The 20374-nt window shown below is 65.4% G+C and carries 16 protein-coding genes; 3 read left to right on the forward strand and 13 right to left on the reverse strand.

Going from position 1 to position 20374, the window contains the following annotated elements; all coding sequences use genetic code 11:
* Positions 1-4: 4 nt before the first annotated feature.
* The 13 genes from VN634_00065 to VN634_00125 all read right to left on the reverse strand — a co-directional run bounded on the left by VN634_00065 (position 5) and on the right by VN634_00125 (position 16785).
* Complete coding sequence (locus VN634_00065) at positions 5-1219, reverse strand: Gfo/Idh/MocA family oxidoreductase (protein ID HXC49250.1); 1215 nt, start codon at positions 1217-1219, stop codon at positions 5-7.
* 30 nt (positions 1220-1249) lie between these two features.
* Positions 1250-2245, reverse strand: a complete 996-nt coding sequence (locus tag VN634_00070) for a hypothetical protein (GenBank protein HXC49251.1) — start codon at positions 2243-2245, stop codon at positions 1250-1252.
* 104 nt (positions 2246-2349) lie between these two features.
* Positions 2350-3435: an SDR family oxidoreductase gene (locus VN634_00075; GenBank protein HXC49252.1), complete on the reverse strand. Its 1086-nt coding sequence runs from the start codon at positions 3433-3435 to the stop codon at positions 2350-2352.
* A 7-nt stretch (positions 3436-3442) separates the two neighbouring features.
* A complete protein-coding gene (locus VN634_00080) occupies positions 3443-4855 on the reverse strand; it encodes a sugar transferase (GenBank protein ID HXC49253.1) in 1413 nt (470 codons plus the stop codon).
* Positions 4856-4878: 23 nt separating this feature from the next.
* Positions 4879-6303: a glycosyltransferase gene (locus VN634_00085; GenBank protein HXC49254.1), complete on the reverse strand. Its 1425-nt coding sequence runs from the start codon at positions 6301-6303 to the stop codon at positions 4879-4881.
* 18 nt (positions 6304-6321) lie between these two features.
* Positions 6322-7053, reverse strand: coding sequence for a CpsD/CapB family tyrosine-protein kinase (locus VN634_00090; GenBank protein HXC49255.1), 732 nt, complete (start codon positions 7051-7053; stop codon positions 6322-6324).
* Between the two features lie 19 nt (positions 7054-7072).
* Entirely contained in the window at positions 7073-8668 is a 1596-nt protein-coding gene (locus VN634_00095; protein ID HXC49256.1) for a hypothetical protein, read from the reverse strand.
* Between the two features lie 6 nt (positions 8669-8674).
* On the reverse strand, positions 8675-9391 hold the full coding sequence (locus VN634_00100) for a polysaccharide biosynthesis/export family protein (GenBank protein HXC49257.1): 717 nt from the start codon (positions 9389-9391) through the stop codon (positions 8675-8677).
* A 540-nt stretch (positions 9392-9931) separates the two neighbouring features.
* Complete coding sequence (locus VN634_00105; protein ID HXC49258.1) at positions 9932-12214, reverse strand: AAA family ATPase; 2283 nt, start codon at positions 12212-12214, stop codon at positions 9932-9934.
* Positions 12215-12346: 132 nt separating this feature from the next.
* Positions 12347-13753, reverse strand: coding sequence for a sigma-54 dependent transcriptional regulator (locus VN634_00110; protein HXC49259.1), 1407 nt, complete (start codon positions 13751-13753; stop codon positions 12347-12349).
* A gap of 2 nt (positions 13754-13755) precedes the next feature.
* Positions 13756-14361, reverse strand: a complete 606-nt coding sequence (locus VN634_00115) for a hypothetical protein (protein ID HXC49260.1) — start codon at positions 14359-14361, stop codon at positions 13756-13758.
* Between the two features lie 158 nt (positions 14362-14519).
* Positions 14520-14891 (reverse strand): hypothetical protein, encoded by a 372-nt coding sequence (locus VN634_00120; protein ID HXC49261.1) that lies wholly within the window; start codon positions 14889-14891, stop codon positions 14520-14522.
* A 226-nt stretch (positions 14892-15117) separates the two neighbouring features.
* Positions 15118-16785 (reverse strand): acyl-CoA dehydrogenase family protein, encoded by a 1668-nt coding sequence (locus VN634_00125; GenBank protein HXC49262.1) that lies wholly within the window; start codon positions 16783-16785, stop codon positions 15118-15120.
* Positions 16786-16995: 210 nt separating this feature from the next.
* On the opposite strand from VN634_00125, the gene VN634_00130 reads away from it, so the two are divergent.
* The 3 genes from VN634_00130 to VN634_00140 are packed head-to-tail and all read left to right on the forward strand — an operon-like array spanning position 16996 to position 20373.
* The gene (locus VN634_00130; protein ID HXC49263.1) at positions 16996-17664 is read left to right on the forward strand and encodes a peptidylprolyl isomerase; all 669 of its coding nucleotides are present in this window, start codon (positions 16996-16998) and stop codon (positions 17662-17664) included.
* 15 nt (positions 17665-17679) lie between these two features.
* Complete coding sequence (metF, locus tag VN634_00135) at positions 17680-18546, forward strand: methylenetetrahydrofolate reductase [NAD(P)H] (protein HXC49264.1); 867 nt, start codon at positions 17680-17682, stop codon at positions 18544-18546.
* 6 nt (positions 18547-18552) lie between these two features.
* Positions 18553-20373: a glycosyltransferase family 39 protein gene (locus tag VN634_00140; protein HXC49265.1), complete on the forward strand. Its 1821-nt coding sequence runs from the start codon at positions 18553-18555 to the stop codon at positions 20371-20373.
* Position 20374: the final 1 nt, after the last annotated feature.

The following is a 20374-nucleotide window of genomic DNA, read 5'->3' on the forward strand; positions in this document are numbered from 1 at the left end:
TGCGTCAATCTCCGGATACGGCGCGGGTTGGGGCAGACTGCGCTTTGGCGGCCGGCTCGACGTCGCCCGCAGCAGGCTTCGGTGCGGCTTCCCCGTGGGCACGCGTTGCCGAACTCCGCGTCCGCGACCTGGAGGGCTTGCTTGCAGGAGCAGGCGCAGCGGGCGCTGCACTTCTGACCGGCGAAGCGCCCACGGCCTCCCAGATCCGCGACGTCACGTCCACCACCGCGGCGGCTTCCGCTTCGGTGACCGGCGGCGGCGTGCCGCGACGGACAGAGTCGTAGAAACGGCCGATGAGCTCGCCCATGCCGGGATAGAAACGGATCTTGCCGCGCGCGAAGTCGATCGTGTTCTGCGTGGTCTGTCGTACCAGCTGCCACGCCTCGTCGAGATTCGGCAGCGGCTTCGCGATGATCTTCGGCACCTTGTAGTCGCGGCGCCGCACGATCGTCATGTTGTTCAGATTGACCTCGACGGTCATGCGCGAGCCGCACAGCTTGAGCGTGTTCATCATCGGCGACGCGTTCATCGAGATCGTCAGGCTGCCGGTCCGGCCCTGTCCCTGCATGAGGACGCGAAGCTCTTCGATGCGATCGCCGCCTTTCGGTGAGAATGCGACGGCTTCGAGGCGGTCGACCGCACCGAGAAAGTAGAGCTGCAGGTAAAGCGGATGCGGGACGAGGTCGCCGATGCCGCCGCCGGCCAGCTCGCCGAGCCACCCGCGTTCGCTGGCCACGCCGGCCTGGTAGCTTTCGATCGCGACCAGATCACCGAGCGCCCCGCTCTCCCACAGATGCCGCGCGACGAGCATCGGCGGATCGAACAGCCGGTTGTGACCTGCGGTAAAGAACGTCGAGCCGCGGCGCGCGGCGGCCGACATGAGCTCGACGTCGGCGGACGTCAGCGCGAGCGGCTTTTCGACGAGCGTCGGAATGCCGCGCTCGAGCGACATTGCGGCCACGCGCGCATGCGTGTGCGGCGGCGTCAGCACGTGCACGGCATCGGGGCGTTCGATCTCGAGCATCTGTTCGACGTCGCGGTAGACGCGCTGGATGCCGTGCCGGTCGGCAAGCTCGCTCGACGCGGCGATCGACAGGTCGCAGACCGCAACCGGATCGCCGCCGGCCTTCTTGACGTACGGGAGATGCGAGTTGGCGATGACTCCGCAACCGATGATTGCGACGCGAAGCCTGCCGTCTGCTCCCTTGCTGGTGCTCATGGTCGATGTTCTCCTGCGCGCGGCTCGCGCTTACAGCGCGATCGGCGTCGCCAGCCGGCAGATCAGCCCGGCAGGTGCGGCCTTGACGAACGAGCACGCGTTGACGGCGCTCGCGAGCGTGGCCAGGTCGCCCTGCAGCCCGATCGGAAAACGCACGATCACCGGAGGCCGTCCGTCGATCTGGATTTCGTCGAACGGCTCTTCGCAATCGAGACGCATCGTCAGTGAAAAGGAGATCTCCTTGCCGTCTTTCGCGACAGCCTTCGCGGTGTGGGCAAGACCGAGCACCTGTCCGGGAAGAACGACTTCGCCGGCGCGCTCGACACGACTCGTTGCGACGACCGGCTCGAGGGTCTGCTCGACGTCACCGACCTCCCATCCGAGCGCGGCAGCGATGTAACGAACCGATTCAGAGAAGCCGGCGTGCCCGATGGAGAACGTGCTGGTGCGCGCGCGCACCGCGTCGGCATCCTGACCGACGCCCATCTTCCTGCGCAGCGCATTGCGGCGCTTGGAAAGATCGACGAGCCTCGTTCCGCGCACGGCGGTCGGCGCGAGCGTCTGCGACGAAAGATAGGTGGGCAACCGGTCGAACAGGAATCCGGGATTGACGCCCGCAGCGAACAGCGTCACGCCGGCACGCTTCGCGGCTGCGTCGAGGCGTGCGGCGGCATCGTCGCGGCTGCCGTAAGGCCAGATCACCTCTTCGGCCGTGGTGACCACGTTGCAGCCGGCTTCCATCAGCAGGATCAGGTCGGCCTCGATGTCGTCGATGTGAGAGCCGGCACAATGGAACGCGATGTCGATCTCGCGCGCCTCGGCGATGGCTTCACCCAGTGTCGAGCAGATCGGCACGCCGCCGCTGCTGCCCCACAGCGACGCGAGCGGCTGGCCGACCTTCGACGGATCGAGATCGACGGCTGCGACGCTCTCGAGCCGACCGGTCGCCGCGCTTTCGCGCGCGATCCCCATGCCGATCTCGCCAAGGCCAAAATGTAGAACCCGGAGCTTACCGTGCTCGCGCATGTCTTCCTCTGTTTCTTCGATGGAGCCAGAAGCCGTCAGGCGGTTTCGCTAGTCCCGTCAGGCTGCTTCGAGGTCCGGTCAGGCTTAAATCTTCGATGATCCGGTCAGGCCACTTCTTCGATCGAGCTGTCGGCCGGATCGTTCATCTCGAGCAGGCACTCGCGGCCGAAACCTGCAAAACCGTGCTGGCGCAGCCACGCAAGGTTCGAGTAGCGCGCGTCGGTCCAGTCGAGGCGATCCTTCTCGAGGAGCGCCTTCACTTCGTCCACGCCGCTCTCGATCGTGTGCGCGGGTACGAACCCGAGCACGTGCCGGATCTTGTCGAAGCTCACGCGATAGCTGCGCAGGTCGTCCACGCGTCCGCCGGTCTCGACGCGGGTTCCGGGGATGCGGGCGGCGACCAGCTCGGCGGTCGCGCCGATCGTGAAATTGTTCTCGTTCGACCCCACGTTGAAGGTCTCGCCGCTGACCAGATCCGACGACGATTCGGCCGCGAGCAGGAAGGCCTCCGCGACGTCGCGGACGTGGACGTGCGGCCGCCATGCGTCGCCCCCGGTGACCGTGATCGTGCCCTTCCTGACGGCATTGCAGGTCATCGTGTTGATCATCAGGTCGAAACGCGGCCTGGGCGAGGCGCCGAAGACCGTACCGAGGCGGAGCATCACGACGCTGCGGCCGTCGAGCTCGCGGCGAAGAATGCCTTCGGAAACGATGCGGCTGCGTGCGTAGAACGAGACCGGATTCAGGCGCGAGCCTTCGTTCAGGATCAGGCCTTCGGTGGCGCCGTACACGCTGCACGAGGAGGCAAAGACGATGCGCTCGAGATCCGGGTGATGGCGAACGACGTGGCAAAGGATCTTGGTCGATTCGATGTTGATCGACGTGGTCTCTTCGCGATCGATCTCGCAGGCTCCGTCGCCGACGAGCGCCGCAAGCGCGATGATCGCACGCGCACCGGCGGAGGCCCGCATCATGTCGCGCACGTTGCAGATGTCGCCGTACTGGATGTCGAGTTTCGGATGCGAAGCCAGGCTGCGGATACCGGAGTTTCCGTAGAGGAAGGTCTCCAGCACGCGAACGCGATAGCCGCGCTCGAGCAGCATGCGAACCAGGTGCGAGCCGACGTAGCCGGCTCCGCCCGTGACGAGAACCAGGTCGTCGGAAGTCAGGAAATTGTGCTGCATCGGCATCGGGGCATCAGGTTTGTGAGGAGAGCACGACCTTTTTCAGCGGTTCCGTGGTGGCCTGGGCCAGCAGGTCCGAAAGTGCCGGGACGAGACGGTATTCGAGGCCGAGCTTGTTGCAGGCCTCGGTGATCTCACGCAGCACGACCGGATCGAGATCCACGAGCGACACCAGAACCATTTCAACGCCGTGCAGGCTTGCCGACATCGCAATGTCGGTCGCGCCGCCCATGACGCGGACCCCGTGGATCAGCGCGCCCCAGCGATGGGGCTCGTGATCGATGATCCCCACAGGCATGAAGCGCGACTTCGGATCCTCGAGCAACGAACGAAGAATGGTCTCGCCGCCGTGTCCCGCACCGGCTACCAGTACTTTGATGAACGGGCCCCTCTCCTCGTTCCGGGCCGCGCCGCTCTGTACGGTCCGCATGACATAGCGCGTACCGCCGACGAGGAAAAGCAGTACGATCCAGTCGATCAGGAAGACGGCTCGCGAATGGCGCTGCACGGAGAACGTCGCGGCGATGACGAGCAGCGCCGAGCTAACGCTGACGGCCTTGACGAGCGAAGCGAGATCGCGGCGGCCGAGCCAGCGCGTCGAGCGTTGATAGACTCCGTAATAGAGGAAGACAGGCGGCTTGATCACCAGCACCCAGGCCAGGGTCTTGCCGGCATACACCCACAGCTCCGGGTTCAGGCTCCAGTCGAACTTGATGAGGTTGGCGAGCACGTACGCGGCCACCATCAGCAGCATGTCGAGTCCGAGCGCCGCGAAGCGGTAGCGGTTGCGCTCGAAGAACCGCAGCTTGAACTGCGAGAAGACGACCTTGAGGAAACCCGCAATGAGGAACCGGAGGTCCCCCCACAGCGTCGCGCCTTCGACGTACGCGAGATCGCGCGCGAGCTTCTCGGGCAGGATGTGCTGGATGTAGAACTCCTCGACGTTCTCGCAGCCGTCGGGATACTTCTCGATCTCGTCGCGCCCGTCCATCTGGCTCGGGCCGATGATGCCGGGCTTGACCTCGAGCACCCCACGGAACCTCGGCGCATAGAAGTTCGTGAAGTACGGGTCTTCGGGACGCGGGCCCACGAACGACATATCGCCGAGCAGCACGTTGAGAAGCTGCGGCAGCTCGTCGAGCTTGGTCCAGCGCAGGAAATGCCCGACCGCGGTGATGCGCGGGTCGCGCTTGACGGTCAGGCGCGCGCCGCTGCGGTACGCGCCGACGATCATCGTGCGGAATTTGAAAATGCGAAAGACCGTGCCCCCCGGCCCGGCGCGTTCCTGCCGGAAGAACACCGGGCCGCGCGTGTCGAGCTTGATCGCCGCAGCGATGGCGGCGAACAGCGGCCAGAGCACGAACATCCCGCAGAACGCAATCACGAAGTCGACGATGCGCTTGGCCCGTTTGTCCGCGTTCGTCATTCCGCTTCCACTACCCATTTCGCTCACGCCGCCGATGCCGTGACGAGCGGCGGAATCCGCTCGTCGAACACGTGACAGAGATCGTCGAGGTTCTTGTTTCGGTCCCAGATGTCGGCGACCCGTGCGAGCGCTGCAGCCCGAAGCTTCTGCGCGAGCACCGGATCGTTCGCGATGCGCGCGAGCGCATCGGCAATCGCCTTCGCATCGCGCTGCGGTACCAGGATGCCGGAGACGCCGTCGATGACGAGCTCGGAGATGCCGCCCATGTTCGTCGAGACCACGGGAAGACCCACGGCCATTGCTTCCGCAATGACGTTCGGAATGACGTCCTGGCGCCCGAAGTTGGTCATTTCAATGCTGCCCATCGCGAACCCGTCGCAATCGCGATAGAGCGAAACGAGCTGATCGTGCGCCAAATAGCCGTGAAAAACCACCCGATCTTTGATCCCCAGCCGCTCGGCCTGCGCCGCCAGATAGGCTTTCTGCGGTCCGTCGCCGGCCAGGTGCAGTTTTGCGTTGACGCCCTGCGCCACGAGCATCGCAATGGCTTCGACGACGAAGTGGAAGCCTTTGTACTCTTTGAACCAGCCGACCGCGACGACGCGGAACTCGTCGCCAGGAGCACGCGGGCCGGGCTGAAAGCGATCGAGGTTGGTGCCGTGATAGTTGAGCACGATGCGCCGCGCCACGTCGGGCGCGACCATCGAGGAGAGGTAGCGGCGATTGTAGTCGGCGCACGTGACGAAGAACTCGGCAGCCTCGAGCTTTGCCGGAAGCATCCACGGCATCATGTGGATGTCGTACGCGTGGGCCGTGACACTGAACGGAATCCCCGCCCACTCGCGAATCAGCATGCCGACCGTCGCCGGATACGTGGCCCAGTGGCAATGCACGTGAGGCACTTCTTCGGCGCGAAAGACTTCGGCGAGATAGATCGCGTGCGGCACCATGAGCCACGACTTGATGAGGTAGAACCACTTGTTGCCGCGATACAGGTAGTCGAGCCAGTCCTCGAGACCGAACGTTTCGGGTCCCGGAGCGCTCCTGTCGCCGCGTTTGGTCGGCACCGGCCGCCGCCACGCGCGCAGCACCGTTCGAAACAGTCCGAACACGCCGCGCGGGTTCTCGCGAAGGCCGCGCACGAACGGCGCCCACAGCTCGCGCGAGCCGTAACCAGGGCAGTAATGTGTTTCGTCGATCATCCCGCGTGCTTCGGCCTGCTGCAGCTTCGGGTCGACGCGCGACAGCAGCGAGAACAGCGGGATCTCGTATCCCCTCGCCTTCATCCCGACGACTTCGGCCAGCGTGAAGGTCTGGTTGATGACGGGGAACAGCGGGAACAGGTATGCGATTCTGCGCCGCGACCCGTCCGCACCGTCCTCCGCAGCATGTTCGGCAATGCGGTAGCTTGAGAGTGGGCTCGTCGCCCACGCCCTGCTGGACATCATCTTCATGATGCTGCGGCGTTACCCGATCATCGCGGAGAACCGCTCGGGGATGTATTGACGTGTCTTGTTGAGAACGACGCCGAGAATATTGGCGCCGGATTCGCGAAGGATTTCAGTTGCACGGGCGGCAACGCTGACAGGCGTGGCATCGGCCTCGACGACGAGGATCACGCCGTCGACGAGCGCGGCCAGCGCGCGGGCGTCCGGATAGAGCGTAACAGGCGGCGCATCGATCAGCGTCACGTCGGCGAGGCGCGCGAGGCCTTCGACGACCTCGGGAGTCTTCGGATTGTCGATGACGTCGACGGCGCTGAGGCGTCCGTTGCCGGCCGTGACGATCGCTACGCCTTCGAGATCGGTCGGCTGGATGACCTCGTCGAGCCGCTTGTCTTCGGCGATGACGTTCATGAAACCGGCCTGGCCGCTGACGTTCATCAGTCGCCAGAGAGCCGGCGTGCGCAGGTTGACGTCGACCAGCAGCGCGCGCGAGCGACCGCCGCTCGCAATCGCCTTGGCGAGCAGGCACGCGACGCTCGACGTCCCTTCGCCATGCAGTGAGCTCACGACCAGCACGCTGCGCACCGTGTCGCCGACGGCCGAAGCCATGAGAGCGCGGCGCAGCTCGTAGTAATCGTCGGCGCCGTGGAGCGGGATCGTCGGAGCAACGTGCTCGACATCGAACGTCTCCGCCGCCCTTTCCTGGGCGCGCAGAGCTTCGGCACGTTTGAGCGCTTCGTAGGTCTTGCTCATCGATGATCGCCGCCGGTCGTCAGACCGGTCGGCCGCCTCCGTTGTTCCCGTTGCCGCGACGATTGCCAGGACGTCTCGCGTTGCCGACACGGTAGCCGTTGCCGGCGTTGTTGCCCTGGTTGCCCTGCTGGTTGTTCTGCAGGTTGTTGCCCTGGAAGTTCAGGTTCCCTCCAGGACCGCCGCCGCCTGCGCTTGCGGGAATTGCCGCGAGCACCGGCAGGTCGAGATGGTGGCGTACATCGAGATCGCTGTTCATGACCGGGTTGATGAGCTCGAGCAGCACGGCCGCGCTCACGCCGAGGAGCAGCGCGAGGAAGCTGGTCAACGCGAGCGTCACGAAACGGTAGTCCGCTTCGCGTGCAAGCGGCCCGGCCGCTGCCTCGATGACCGAGACGTTCGACAGGCCGGCCAGGTCCATCGCTTCGGAGATCTTGGCTTCGTTGAACTTGCCGAGGACCGCGTCGTACTGGTTCTTGGCTTCTTCGCGGTCGCGCCGCAGGCGCATGACTTCGTAGTGCTTGGCGTGCAGCACGCGGATCTTGCCTTCGTAGTCGGTGATGCGCTCGGCGAGCATTGCGCGCCGGGCTTCGAGCGCGCCGAGCTCGGCCTGCGACGTCAGCAGCTCTTCCTGGAGCCGCCGGCGGGTAGGTGTCTGCGACATCTTCTTGCGGCCGATGACGGTGCCTTCCTGGCCGGCGAGCTGCGACTTGATCGCGGCCAGCTCGGTCTCGACGTCGACGACGAGGCGGTGTTGCGGCGTGTAGAGCTGCAGCAGCCGCTCGCGCTCCATCTCGAGCCGGGCGACGTTCTGGCGGAGGTAACCGAGCAGCGGGTTGGGGACCATCTCGGTCTCGACCGCTTCCTGCTCCGGAATGTATTCGAGCTCGGCTTCGTATGCCGCGACCTTGGTCGTCAGCTCGGTGACCTGGGCTTCGGTGCGGCGAAGGTCGGCCTCGAGCTGCGCCCTCTGGCGCATCATGTTGTCTTTCTCGGTCGCGACCGAGGTCAGGCCGTTGGTCGCATCGAAGCGCTCGAGCTCGAGGTCGGCCTGGACAAAGCTTTCCTTGGCCGACGCCGTCTCCTTTCCGTAGAACTCGAGCGCACCGGAGGTCTTGTGCTTCTCGATGTGCTCTTTCTCGTACAGGTCGACGAGCGTGTTCACGGTCTGGATCGCGAAGTCCGGATTGGAGCTTCGATAGGAAACTTCGACGACGTTCGACTGCGGGCGCCGCATCGCCGCAATGCGCTGTTCGAGCTGCACGACCGACGGCACCGGGAACGCGCCTTCCGGGTTGGTCGCCGATTGCGTGTCGAGCTCGTCGTGAAGACGCCGGATGAGATCGCGGCTGCGCAGCAGCTGGATCTCCGAGTTGACCATCATTTCATTCGGCAGCGAGTCGGCCGCGTGTTCGCGTTCGAGCGGCGAGATCTCCACGTAGCCGCGGTCCTTCGTGATCATGATCATCGAGCGCGCCACGTACGACGGCTGGCGGATCACGAAGTTGAAGAAATTGAACGGCACGACGATCGTGACGATGAGGAGCGCGACGAGCCGCCACCGCTTGAAGATGGCAGTGATCGCCTGTCGCAGAAGGTAGAGAGATCGCTGGTCCATCGGTCTTCAGTACCCGAGAGGCCGGACGGTCGGCTCGCGAATCGGGATGAGGTCGACGATCCACTGGCGAACCCAAAGGTCGGCATTCGTGATCCACGTGGCAGGCACGTAGATCACGTCATTCGGGCCGAGTGCGAGATCCTGCGAGGTATCGCCGGTCTCCAGAACACGGCGAAGATCGAGGCGCTTGGCAGAGTATCCGCCCTGCGCATTCCAGGCGATGTGCAGCACGCTGTCGAGGCGCGCGCCGTACGTGAATCCTCCTCTTTCCATGACCGCACGGATCGTCGTGACGCCGGGCTTCAGGATCACGTAGCCGGGCTTCTTCACTTCGCCGCCGATGTAGGCCCGGTAGTTGGTGTATTCCTTGACGGCCACGTTGATCTGCGGCTGCCGGTACGTGAGCGCTGCGCGGCGCGTAATCTCGGCGCCGAGCTCGTCGGCCGTCAGGCCGACCGCCTGGAACGCACCGACCGACGGCACCACGAGCTGGCCGTCGGGTCCGACCGTCGCGTCGCCGGAAAGCTGATCGTGAAACTGCGAGTGGATGGTAACCCTGTCGCCGGGCTGAAGACGGTAGATGGGAGAGACGACCGGCTCGGAACCTGCACCCATTTCGAGAGCGGGAGCGGCTTCGGGCGCGAGCGCAGCAGCATTGTAGTTATGAAAGCAGCCGCTCAATACGAGAGCCGGCAAAACAATCATGAGTACGCGTGCTTTCATGAACCCCGCTTGCAAACCTGAGACCGCGCCACGAAGAGACTTCGCGACATTTTCGATGGCGTTGCCGCCACTGTTTCCGACTGCGGAGGAAGAGCGAAAATGCGTAACCAAACGATGCGATTTCCAAGCGGCACGAGGACAGACATCGCCATCTGCAACGGACCCTCCGCCCAGTCCGCTGCTGCTAGCTACACGTCGTCCCCGCACGGAATTCCCCACCCCAGCTCAAGCCGACCCGAACGGCTTCGGAATGTGACCACCGATGCAATCGTCCACCGCCAAACGCGATGCGGCATGTACAACCCGAGCCCTGACGAATAGAGCATACTTTGGAAAGTTACAACAAATCCTCAACGTGTTCCGCACCTTTAGTCTAGTCGATGTTCGGAGAGACGCCGGCCTTCGGCTACCGCTCGCCGAGGGCCAGTCGACCAGTCATGCGCGAAACGAGTGTGAGGAGGCCACTACCAGGCGTCGCGCTGACGCACGGAGAGTACCTGTGCGTCCGACGTCCAACAAGACACGAAAATCGCGGAATCGTTACTGAGACCGGGGTCCGAGCAGCTGCCGCGCTGCGGCCAGCGCCGCTTCCCGCCCGGTGAAGCCGGTGGCGTAAACCGTCTGCACGGGGTTGTCGTGCCCTTTGCTCGCGGTTCGCAGCTCGCGGCCCGGCAGCCGGGACGCTGCCCATGACGAAGCCTTCGCGATCTCGCCGGGTTCGGTGCTTTCCGCGACCAGCACGCGATAGCCGCCGCCCTGGACCGGATCCACCATGTGCTCCGGCTTGAGGAACGGAACGAAGACCTCGCTTCCGACCGGCAGCTGGTGCGCGTTACGGATCTCGGGGTTGTAGCGATAGATCTCGGTCAGCACCGACGAATCGACGCTTCCGTAATACTGCATCGCGATAGCCCAGACCGTGTCGCCTCGCGTCACGCGCAGGTGCCGCCCGACGGCAGGTGCCTCGCCGGCTCTCGGCGCACGTGCCGGAGCGGATGCCGCGGTATAAGACGCTGCATTTTCGAGCCCGTCCGCGAGTCCGGTCGGTGCCGAGGCGACCGACGGTGGTGCTTCCGCGGGCAGCCGCGATGCAGGCGTGGCCGGCGGAGGCAGCTCGGTTCGGCGCATGGCTTCCGCCGTCCGCGCTTCAGCGGCACGCGCTTCTGCCGCTTTGGCTTCGGCGGCCTTCGCCTCGGCCGCCTGCCGCTCGATCTCTTTGCGCTGGCGCAGCGCCTTGGCCTTTTCGTCGTCGCTCAGCTGATCGCTGATCGACGTCCGCTTCGAGAGCGAGGCAACGTCACGACCCCTGAGGTCGGACGCCGGCTCCGGCGAACCGCTGCCGTACAGCCGGGCGGCAGTCGAGCGGGCCGCCTCTTCGGCTCGCCGCAAACTGCCCTGGACTGTCTCACCGATGGCGGCTTCCTGCGCCGCTGCCTGGTTGGCTTCTTCCGATGCGGCCGGGTCCGGTCGCGCGGGAGCCGCAGGCAAGGTCAAAACGGAAGATGCCGGCGGCTGTGCCTGAGGCGGACTTGCCACGTTGTACGTGGTGTCGCCGAGAGCGCCGACGGCCGGCGGAAGGCCGGCCTGCAAAGACGGATCGCGCGTCGGCGCCGACGGGGGACTGGCTGCGGCCGTCGCTTGCGTCGGGACAGCAGGCGGGACCTCCGCCGGAATGCCGTAGAGCCCTTCGGGTTTGGCCGGAGCAGGGACAGACTCCGGTGCCGGAGCCGGTATCGGTGCGACCGGTGCAGCGGGAGCGACATTCGGACGCGGCGGTTCCACGCGCGCAACGGCAACAGGCGCTGGGGGCGCCGGCCGTGCGGAAGCCGAGGCTGCTTCCGGCGCCGGCGTGGTCTTGACGATCGACGACAATCCCCGCGACGACTCCCACGGACGATCGGCGAGGCCGCGCCCGAGAGCGAATGCGGCACCGATCACGACCACCGCTGCGATTCCGTACCGCAGCGCCGGCCGGGAAATCTTCTCGCGAAAACTTCCCATCCACGCCTGCGAGCGCGTCTCGCCGTCGAGATCGCGAATCGCCGCATTCATCACCGAGATCGTGATGCGCTCGCTGCCTTCGGCGAACGCAACCATCATTGCGTTGTCGCAGATCACGTTGATGACGCGCGGGATTCCCTGCGACGCCTGCCAGCAGCGCATCAGGGCGGCGCTGGTGAAAAGCTCGGCCTTCTGACCGCCGGCGCTTCGCAGGCGCGTTTCCACGTACGCACGGATCTCGTCGCTGCGCATCGGCTTGAGCGTGGCCCGCACGCCGATCCGCTGCCGGAGCTGGCGCAGGTTCGGCCGCCGCAGCTTTTCTTCCAGCTCGGGCTGGCCGCTCAGCACGATCTGCAGGATCTTTTCCTTGGAGGTCTCGAGGTTCGACAGCATGCGAAGCTCTTCGAGAACCTCGTCGTCGAGCGTCTGGGCTTCGTCGATGATGACGACGACGTTGCGTCCGTCGGTGAGCTGTTCGAGCAGGTAATGGTTGAGCCGCTCGATCAGTTGCAGGCGGCCGCCCGGATCCGTGCGGATGCCGAGCTCCATGCACAGGTACTCGAGAAGCTCGTCGAATGAGACTCCGGGGTTGAAGACGAAGACGACGCGCGTCTCGCCCTCGATCTCGTCGACGATGCGACGCAGCAGCGTGGTCTTTCCGGTACCCGCCTCCCCGATCAGTGTCAGGAAGCCCTTTCTCGACTTGATCCCGTAGAGCACCGCGGCGAGGGCTTCGCGCGTGGACTCGTTGATGTAGTGGAACTTCGGGTCCGGGGTCAGATTGAAGGGATTTTCCGAGAGGTGGTAGAAGTGAGCGTACATCTCCAATGTGTCCAGTGTGCCTTGCCGGCCGCCTCGGGCAGCCTCGTCAGGAACGTTATCGCATGATGCACGGTGGTACCCAACCGTGCACGTAAGACAAGAGACGTTTTAACGGGTCGCAAACGGACCGGATCAGCCCGTCGACTGGGGCTCGCGAGGACGCCGGAAATCCTCCCGCTTCAGCCCGTGCTGCTTCATCTTGCGATGCAGCGTGGCTGCGTCGACCATGGCGTGCTTGGACGTCGAGGAAATCCCGCCTCTGGCGCGGCGCAGCACGGACGCCAGGTAGTCTTTCTCGGCGCGCTTCAGGAACTCGCGCAGCGGCAGCTCGTAGTCGCGAGCCCGGCCCGGGCCGGTTGTCGCCGACGGCGAGCCGCTTCCGACCGGCAGATCGACGTCCTTGATCATCGGCCCGGCGGCCTTGAGGATCGACCTCTCGAGCACGTTGCCGAGCTCGCGAACGTTTCCCGGCCAGTGGTACGACATCAGGACCTGGAGCGCCTTGTTGGACACGCGCATTCCGCCCCGTTCCCGGGAGTGCGGATTGTTCTTCAGGATCTCGGTCGCCAGCAGCGGGATGTCTTCGAGCCGGTCGCGCAGCGGCGGGATCACGATCGGCACGACGTTGATGCGATAGAAGAAATCCTCGCGCATCTCGCCGCGCGCGACCATCTGCTCGAGGTCGCGGTTGGTGGCCGCGATCACGCGGATGTTCACCTTGATCAGGCGGTTGCCGCCGAGCTTTTCGACCTCGCGCTGCTCGAGCACGCGCAGCAGCTTGAGCTGCATCGATGGTGAGATGCTCTCGATCTCGTCGAGGAACAGCGTGCCGCCGTTGGCCAGCTCGATCTTGCCGGTGCGGTCCTGGACGGCGCCGGTGAACGCTCCGCGCTCGTGTCCGAACAGCTCGGTCTCGAGCAGCGTATCCGGAAACGCCGCACAATTGATCGCCACGAAGCGCCCGCTCTTGCGACGGCCCTGGAAGTGCACGGCGCGCGCCGCCAGCTCCTTGCCCGTGCCCGACTCGCCGGTGATCAGAACAGTCGCGTCGTTTTGCGACAGCGCCTCGATCGTCCGGAAAATCTCGTGCATGACGGGATTGCGGCTGACCATGTTCGCGAACGAATAGCGCTCCGAAAGCTGGCTGCGCAGATAGCTGATTTCATCGAGCAGCCGGCGCTTTTCCAGGATCTTTTCGGTCGCCAGCAGGATCTCTTCGCGCTCGAACGGCTTGGTGATGTAGTCGTTGGCACCCTGGCGGATGGCCTCGACGGCGCCTTTGATCGATGCGTAGCCGGTGATGATGATGACGCCGAAGTCGGTCCAGCGTTCGTGGATCTGCCGCGTAAGGCTGAGACCGTCGGTGCCCGGGATCTTCAGGTCGACGACGCCGAGTGCGTAGTCGAACTGTTCGAGCAGCGCCAGTGCCTCGGTCGCATTGCCCGCGCTGTCGACTTCGTAGTGCCGCTCGCGGAACAGGTCCTCGAGCTGGCGGCAGATGAGAGGATCGTCGTCTACGACTAGAATACGTTGCGCCATCGTCACGCTCCCTGGGAAGCAACCGGCAGCTTCAGCGTCCACGACGAGCGATCGCCGTTTTGAATGTCGAGCGCTCCACCGTGCAGCTCCGCGATCCTCGCGGTGAGCGCGAGCTTGAGATCGTCGGGCACGCCGGTAGTGACGCCTTGCAAGCGGTGGATTCGAAGGCCGACCGGATCACCACCGATCAGCTCGATGACAATCGGTGACTGCGTGCGGTCGTCTCCCGATGCGGCACGGCACAGGAATGCGAGCGCCTCGGAGATCCTTCCGGGATCCACGCTCACCTCGCACTGGCCCGCATCCAGATCTCCGGCCAGCTCGACGGGACGCAACCCGACGTGCTGGCGCAGGCTCGCGACCAGGTCGTCCATGCGCACGAGCAGCCGGCGCAGCTCGACCGGCCGGATGTACTGCATCGTCGAGCGCGCGATCGATTCGACGTTCTCGATGCTTTCTTTCAATCCTGTCAGCAGCGAGTGAAGCTTTTCATTTTCGGGATCCACCGCTCCTTCGATCAGCTCGAGGAAGTAGTAGGCGCGGTGGATGTGATTGGCGAGGTCGTGTGACGCCTCGGAAAGGACACGCTGATCGTCGATCTGTGTCACGCCGCCTTGCCTCCGGAACTCGATGGATGCGCGACCCGCTCTCCCCATCAACCTGCGATACCCGGGATTGCCTCTCGAGCATTGCAAGCTTGCGTCGCATAGAGCCCGGATTCGGGCAGCTTTGCAAGCTCCGGAAGTGGCGTAAAAGCGCAGGTGGGTCAGCGGCCGTCCGGTTCCTCGCCGAGGATCCGCTCGCGGATGGCCGTCGGGTCGAGCGCCAGCGCTTCGCAGACATTGTTGAACGAGAACGGCGAATCCCAGTCCTCGCAGCTGAGCCAGAACGCTGCCTGGCGGCGCAGGATCTTCGGGTTCTCGCGGGGGGCCTTGAGACGTCCGGCATAGCAGGCCACGGCATCCTCGAGGACGGCCAGCATCAGCGCGCGCTCGGGCGTGCGCTCGTTCTGATCCTCGATGAGCGGATCCTGGGCCGTCGCCGAAAAGAACGACCGCGGTCGCGTCCGCGTGAAGCGCTCGCTCTTGTTGATGGATGGCTGTGCCGCCGGCTGGGTGGTGTGTGCCGCTTTCCTCATCTTCCTCTTCCTCCACAGGACGGCAGGAGCCGTCGGTTCGGCCGCGTGGCCGTATGCGGAGGTCAGAGCAATCCCGAAGCCAGCTCGGGAACCGGAAGAAAGTGCTTGAAATCGCTCGATTTGCGCGTAACCGCGCGGCCGCCGCCCGTACAAGTTCGGACAGCGGCGGACAGAACCGTGCGCACTACCCAGATTTGACGGCGGACCGATCCGCCCGCGCGGCCGGCTAGGAGGCCGCGAGCAGTTGCCGCGCGATGACCTTCAGCTCGAGGACGGGCTTGACCCCCTCGAAAATCGGAAGAACGGTCGCATCGACGACGTAGCGCGAGATGGGGTACTCCTCGGCATAGCCCCACCCCCCGTGCAGCAACTGCCCTTCCTGGGTCACGGCCACGGCAACGTCGCACGCGAGGAGCTTGGCCATCGCCGGCTCGAGCGAAATCGTCTCGTCGGCGTCCATCGCACGCGCCGCACGATAGGTGATCTGGCGCGCGACCTGCGTCGCCGTCGCCATGCGCCCGAGCTTGTACTGGGTCAGCTGGAAGTCGACGAGCGCACTGCCGAACTGCTTTCGATCGATCGCATAGGCTGCGGCCGCTTCGAGCGCAGCCTGCGCGAGGCCGGTTGCGCGCCCACCCGTCTGCAGGCGCCCCGCCGCGAAGCCGTTCATCTGCAGGTAGAATCCCTTGTTGAGTCCACCCTCGCCGCCGATCAGGTTCTCGGAAGGCACGAAGTAGTTCTCGAACGCGAGCGTGTACGAATGCATGCCGCGGTAGCCCGGAGTCGCGTCCGCCTTGCCGTGCAGCACGCCGCCGGTCGGCTGGCGCATCTCGAACTCGTGGCCGTCGAACGCATCCTTCTCGACGATGAACAGCGACAGACCGCGTGCTCCGGTCTTCAGGTCGGGATTGGTGCGTGCGAGCAGCGCAAGCACGTTCGCGCGGCCGGCAAACGTGCACCATGCCTTCGCACCGTTGATCAGCCATCCGCTGCGTCCGCCGACTTCCGCCGGCTCCGCACGGCACGCGACCGATGCGACGTCGGATCCGGTATTCGGCTCGGTCACGGAGATGCCGACCATGATCTCGCCGGCGCTGACCGGTGCCAGCCACTTCTTTTTCTGCTCTTCGGTCCCGCCCTTGAGCAGGGCCTTGGTCAGGATCTCCGGCCTCGTGATCAGCGAGCCCGCGGCTGCGAGCGATACGCGCGACAGCTCCTCGGTCGTGATGATCATCGCGAGGTTGCCCATGCCGAGGCCGCCGTACGTCTCCGGCGCAGACATCCCGAAATATCCCATGTCGGCCATCGCGCGGATGAGCGTGTCGGGCACCAGCTCGTCGTGCCGGTGAATGCGCTCGGCAAGAGGCGCGACTTCTTTCTGCGCGAAGCTTCGCACCGAGTCGCGCACCATGACGACGTCGTCCTCGGGCATCCATGCGTTGTTGGCTCCCCGCTGCGACGCCGTTGCGCGGCCGATCGAGCGGATGCGGTCTTCGCTGGCGCACGCTTCGATCCGCTCGCGGATGGCTGCCGAGCCGAGCGTACGATCGAACAGCCCCTGCGGCAGCGCGAAATCCGATCCGGCCGCGACCATCTGGCCGCAGAGCCGGGCGGCGACTTCACCAGCGTATACGGCAGCCTCGTCGACGAGCACGCCAGCGTCGATGCCGGCCGCTACGGCGCCGCGCGCGTAGTCGAGCATTGCGCGCGCAGCAAGGGCTTCGGTCGCTACGTAGGCGACGCGCTCGGAGTGGACCTGCCACGAGTCGATGTTCTTTCCGCCGTCGGTGCGCTCGGATGCGGATTTTACCGCCGCGCGAACGATCTCGTCCGTCGCGTCGACGATCGAAGCGATCTCCTCGACGCTGATCTTGCGTGCCTGCCTCTCCTGCATTTCGTGTTTGCTCCTGCGCTTGGACACGCTCCCGGTGGAGCGGCGCGGCAACGTCTACGGGCGGTCCGGTACGGTGTCAACGTGCCCGCGCGAACCGGGCCGCGGAAGCTTTCGCGGCCATGCCTGCCATGTTATGCATGCTCGCGCCGCACGCACCGCAATGCGCGCCCGTCGCCTGCGACCCGCAGCATGAGCACTCAGGAGTTGCCGATGAATTCGCCGTTCCCCGCCGTTGCCGGTTCCCTATCCACATGCGCCCGTCCTGCGCTGCTCGCTGCCGCGCTGGTTCTCGCCATCGGCCCGACGGGCGGCTGCTCGAAAGGCCCCGACAAGGCGAGCGCGCCGAAGAGCGCCGCGACGGTTGCAGCGGGCCCGAGCGTCGTGATCAAGACCAACAAGGGCACGATCGAAGTCGAGCTCTATCCCGACAAGGCTCCGGCAACCGTCAAGAACTTTCTCGACTACGTCGACGCCGGTCACTACGACGGCACGATCTTTCACCGCGTGATCAAGGATTTCATGATCCAGGGCGGCGGATTCGTGCCCGATGGGCAGCAGAAGCCGACCAAGCCTCCGGTCAAGAACGAAGCCAACAACGGGCTCAAGAACACCCGCGGCACGATCGCGATGGCCAGAACCCAGGTCGTCGACTCAGCGACCGCGCAGTTCTTCATCAACCAGGCCGACAACGCGTTCCTCGATTTCAAGGCCGAAACTCCGGGAAGCTTCGGCTACTGCGTGTTCGGCAAAGTCACCTCCGGCATGGACGTCGTCGACGCGATCGCAAATGCACCCAAGCCCGAAAGCAAGACTCCGGGTGTGTTCCAGGACCGTCCGAAGGACGACGTCATCATCGAATCGATCAAGAGGAAGGGCTGACGCCCGACGACCTCGATGCACATCTCGTCCCTGCTGTCGCGGGGTGAGCCGGTTTACTCGTTCGAGTTCTTCCCGCCGAAGACCGAGGCCGGGGACCGCGCACTCCTCGCCACGCTCGCTGAGCTGCGGCCGCTGCGTCCGGATTACGTGTCGGTTACGTACGGCGCCGGCGGAAGCACACGCGATCGCACCGTGGAGCTCGTCGGCTACATCCTGAACGACCTCGGCATCGAGGCCATGGCCCACCTGACCTGCGTCGGCGCATCGCGCGGCGAGCTCGCCTCGGTGCTCGACCGGCTCGAGGCCACCGGCATCCGCAACGTGATCGCGCTGCGCGGCGATCCACCGGCCGGTGAAGCGGAATTCGAGCCGCACCCCGACGGACTTACCTATGCAAACGAGCTCGTCGCGCTGATCCGCGCGCAGCAGCGCCCGTTCTGCGTCGCTGCCGCGTGCTATCCCGAGAAACACATCGAAGCCGTATCGTTCGACGCCGACCTCGAGGCGCTGCAGAGCAAAGTCGGCGCGGGCACGGACTTCCTGATCACGCAGCTGTTCTTCGACAACCGGTTGTATTTCGAGTTCGTCCGGCGCGCCCGCGAGGCCGGCATCCGGATCCCGATCGTTGCCGGCATCATGCCGATCACGAACCTGTCGCAGATCGAGCGCTTCACGCAGCGATGCGGAGCGAGCATCCCCGCCGAGCTGCATGCGCGCCTGGAACCTCATCGTGACGACCCGGAGCGCGTCGAAGCGCTGAGCATCGACTATGCGATCGGGCAATGCCGCGAGCTGATCGAGCGCGGAGCGCCGGGAATCCATTTCTACACGCTCAACCGCTCGCGGGCGACGCGCGACATCCTCACCGCGCTGCGCCGCTGAACCGATTTGTCTCCGTCACAGCTCACGAACGGGCTGCGTGCGCGCTGGAAGCAGCTGCGGGCGAGCTTCGTCGCTCCCGCGCTCGTCGCGGTCGTCGCGCTGTTCGTCTATTCGCGTGCGCTCGACTGGGGTCTTCCCGGCGGCGACGAAACGTGGGCCGCGGATGCGATCAAGCCGAGCGCTCCGCTGGCCGTCGCGTTTCACAACTTCGGACATGGCTGGAACAGCGGATGGTTCTGGTTCAAATATCCGCCCTTTCACGCGTTCCTGCTCTGCGCGCTGTACGCTCCGTATCTCGCGTGGCTGTGGGCGACCGGCGGCCTTGCCGGCTTCCAGTCCGACTATCCGTTCGGCCTCGCCGATCCGGTCGCATCGCTTTCCATGCTCGCATGGATCGGTCGCGCGGCCAGTGCAGCGATGGGCGCCGGATGCGCGCTGCTCGTCTACGCGTGCGTGGCGCGGAGCTTCGGCCGGCGTGCCGCAGTCTGCGCGGCGCTCGTGACGACCTTCGCGTATCCGATGGTGTTCTATTCGCAGACCACCAACGTCGAGGTGCCGTACCTGTTCTGGCTGCTGGCCTCGCTCGTCGGCGCGGTTCGCATCATCGAAGACGACCGCCGGCTGCGATGGTGGGTCCTGCTCGGTGCGGGAGCTGCGCTGTCGGTGTCCACCAAGGAGCTCGCGGCCGGAGCGTTCCTTGCCGTGCCGGTGGTGATCGTGGTGCGCTCGCTCATCATGCGGGTCCCGGTGTGGACATGGATCCGCGGCGGGCTGGTGGCCGGCCTCAGCTTCGCGATCGCGATCGCGCTCGCCAACAACGTCCTGTTCAATCCGCTCGGCTTCGTCCAGCGCACGAAGTTTCTGACCCAGACGCTGCCGTCGGAAATCGCGCTGCGCTACGCGCCGTACTACTTCCCGATCCAGCTCGGCGGCAATCGCGGCGCCGGCGTCGAGCTTGCGCAACTCTCGCTCGCATTGTCCCGCCTCAGCGCAAGTCTCGGCTGGCCGACGCTCGCGCTTTCGATCGCCGGGTTTCTGATCGCGGCGAGACGGCGGCCCGCGTGGACGCTGCTGCTCGTTGCCGCCGGCGCCGGCTACTACCTCGTCAGCGTGCGGGCGATGCTCTCGCTCAGCCTGCGATACCTGCTGCCGCTCACGGTGCTTTGCTGCGCCGCATCCGGCATCGCAATCGCCGAGCTGGTGCGCGCGCGAACCGGACCCGCCGCGCGATGGAGACCGCTCGGCATCCTCGTTGCCGCTCTCGCCGCCGTGTGGATCTTCGCGTACGGCTGGGACGTCAACCGGATGATGGCCGGCGATGCGCGCTACGATGCCGAACGCTGGCTGGCACTTCAGGCCGCACGCCGGCCGCGCGTGGAAATCTACCAGAATCGCGCGTATCTTCCGCGCTTCCCCGAAGGCATCGACGTGATCGAAGTTCCCTATGAGCAGCGCGACGCGACGGCGTTCGCCGAGCGGCATCCGGACCTCGTCGTGCTGTCGTCGAGCGGCCTTTCGGGGATCACCGTGCGCTACAAGCAGGACTGGCAAAGCGATTCCGATGGCGACTCCGACGCCGACAGCGGCTACTCGCCTGCCCAGCGCAGCGCCGGCGGTGCAGTCATGAACTATACGCGTGACGCCAACGCCGAGTTCCTGCGAAGGCTGACCGCGGGCGAGCTCGGCTACACGGAAGCCGCACGTTTCTCGGTTACGCCGTGGATCGATCGTCCGCTGATCCAGAGCCTCAACCCCGCGATTGTCATCTACGCTGCCGCCTCGGCGCAGCCGGCCGCAATCCTGCCTCGGCCGGGCACGGCGGACTGAG

It is taken from the genome of Candidatus Limnocylindrales bacterium, assembly GCA_035571835.1.
Lineage (GTDB): Bacteria > Desulfobacterota > Binatia > UBA1149 > CAITLU01 > DATNBU01.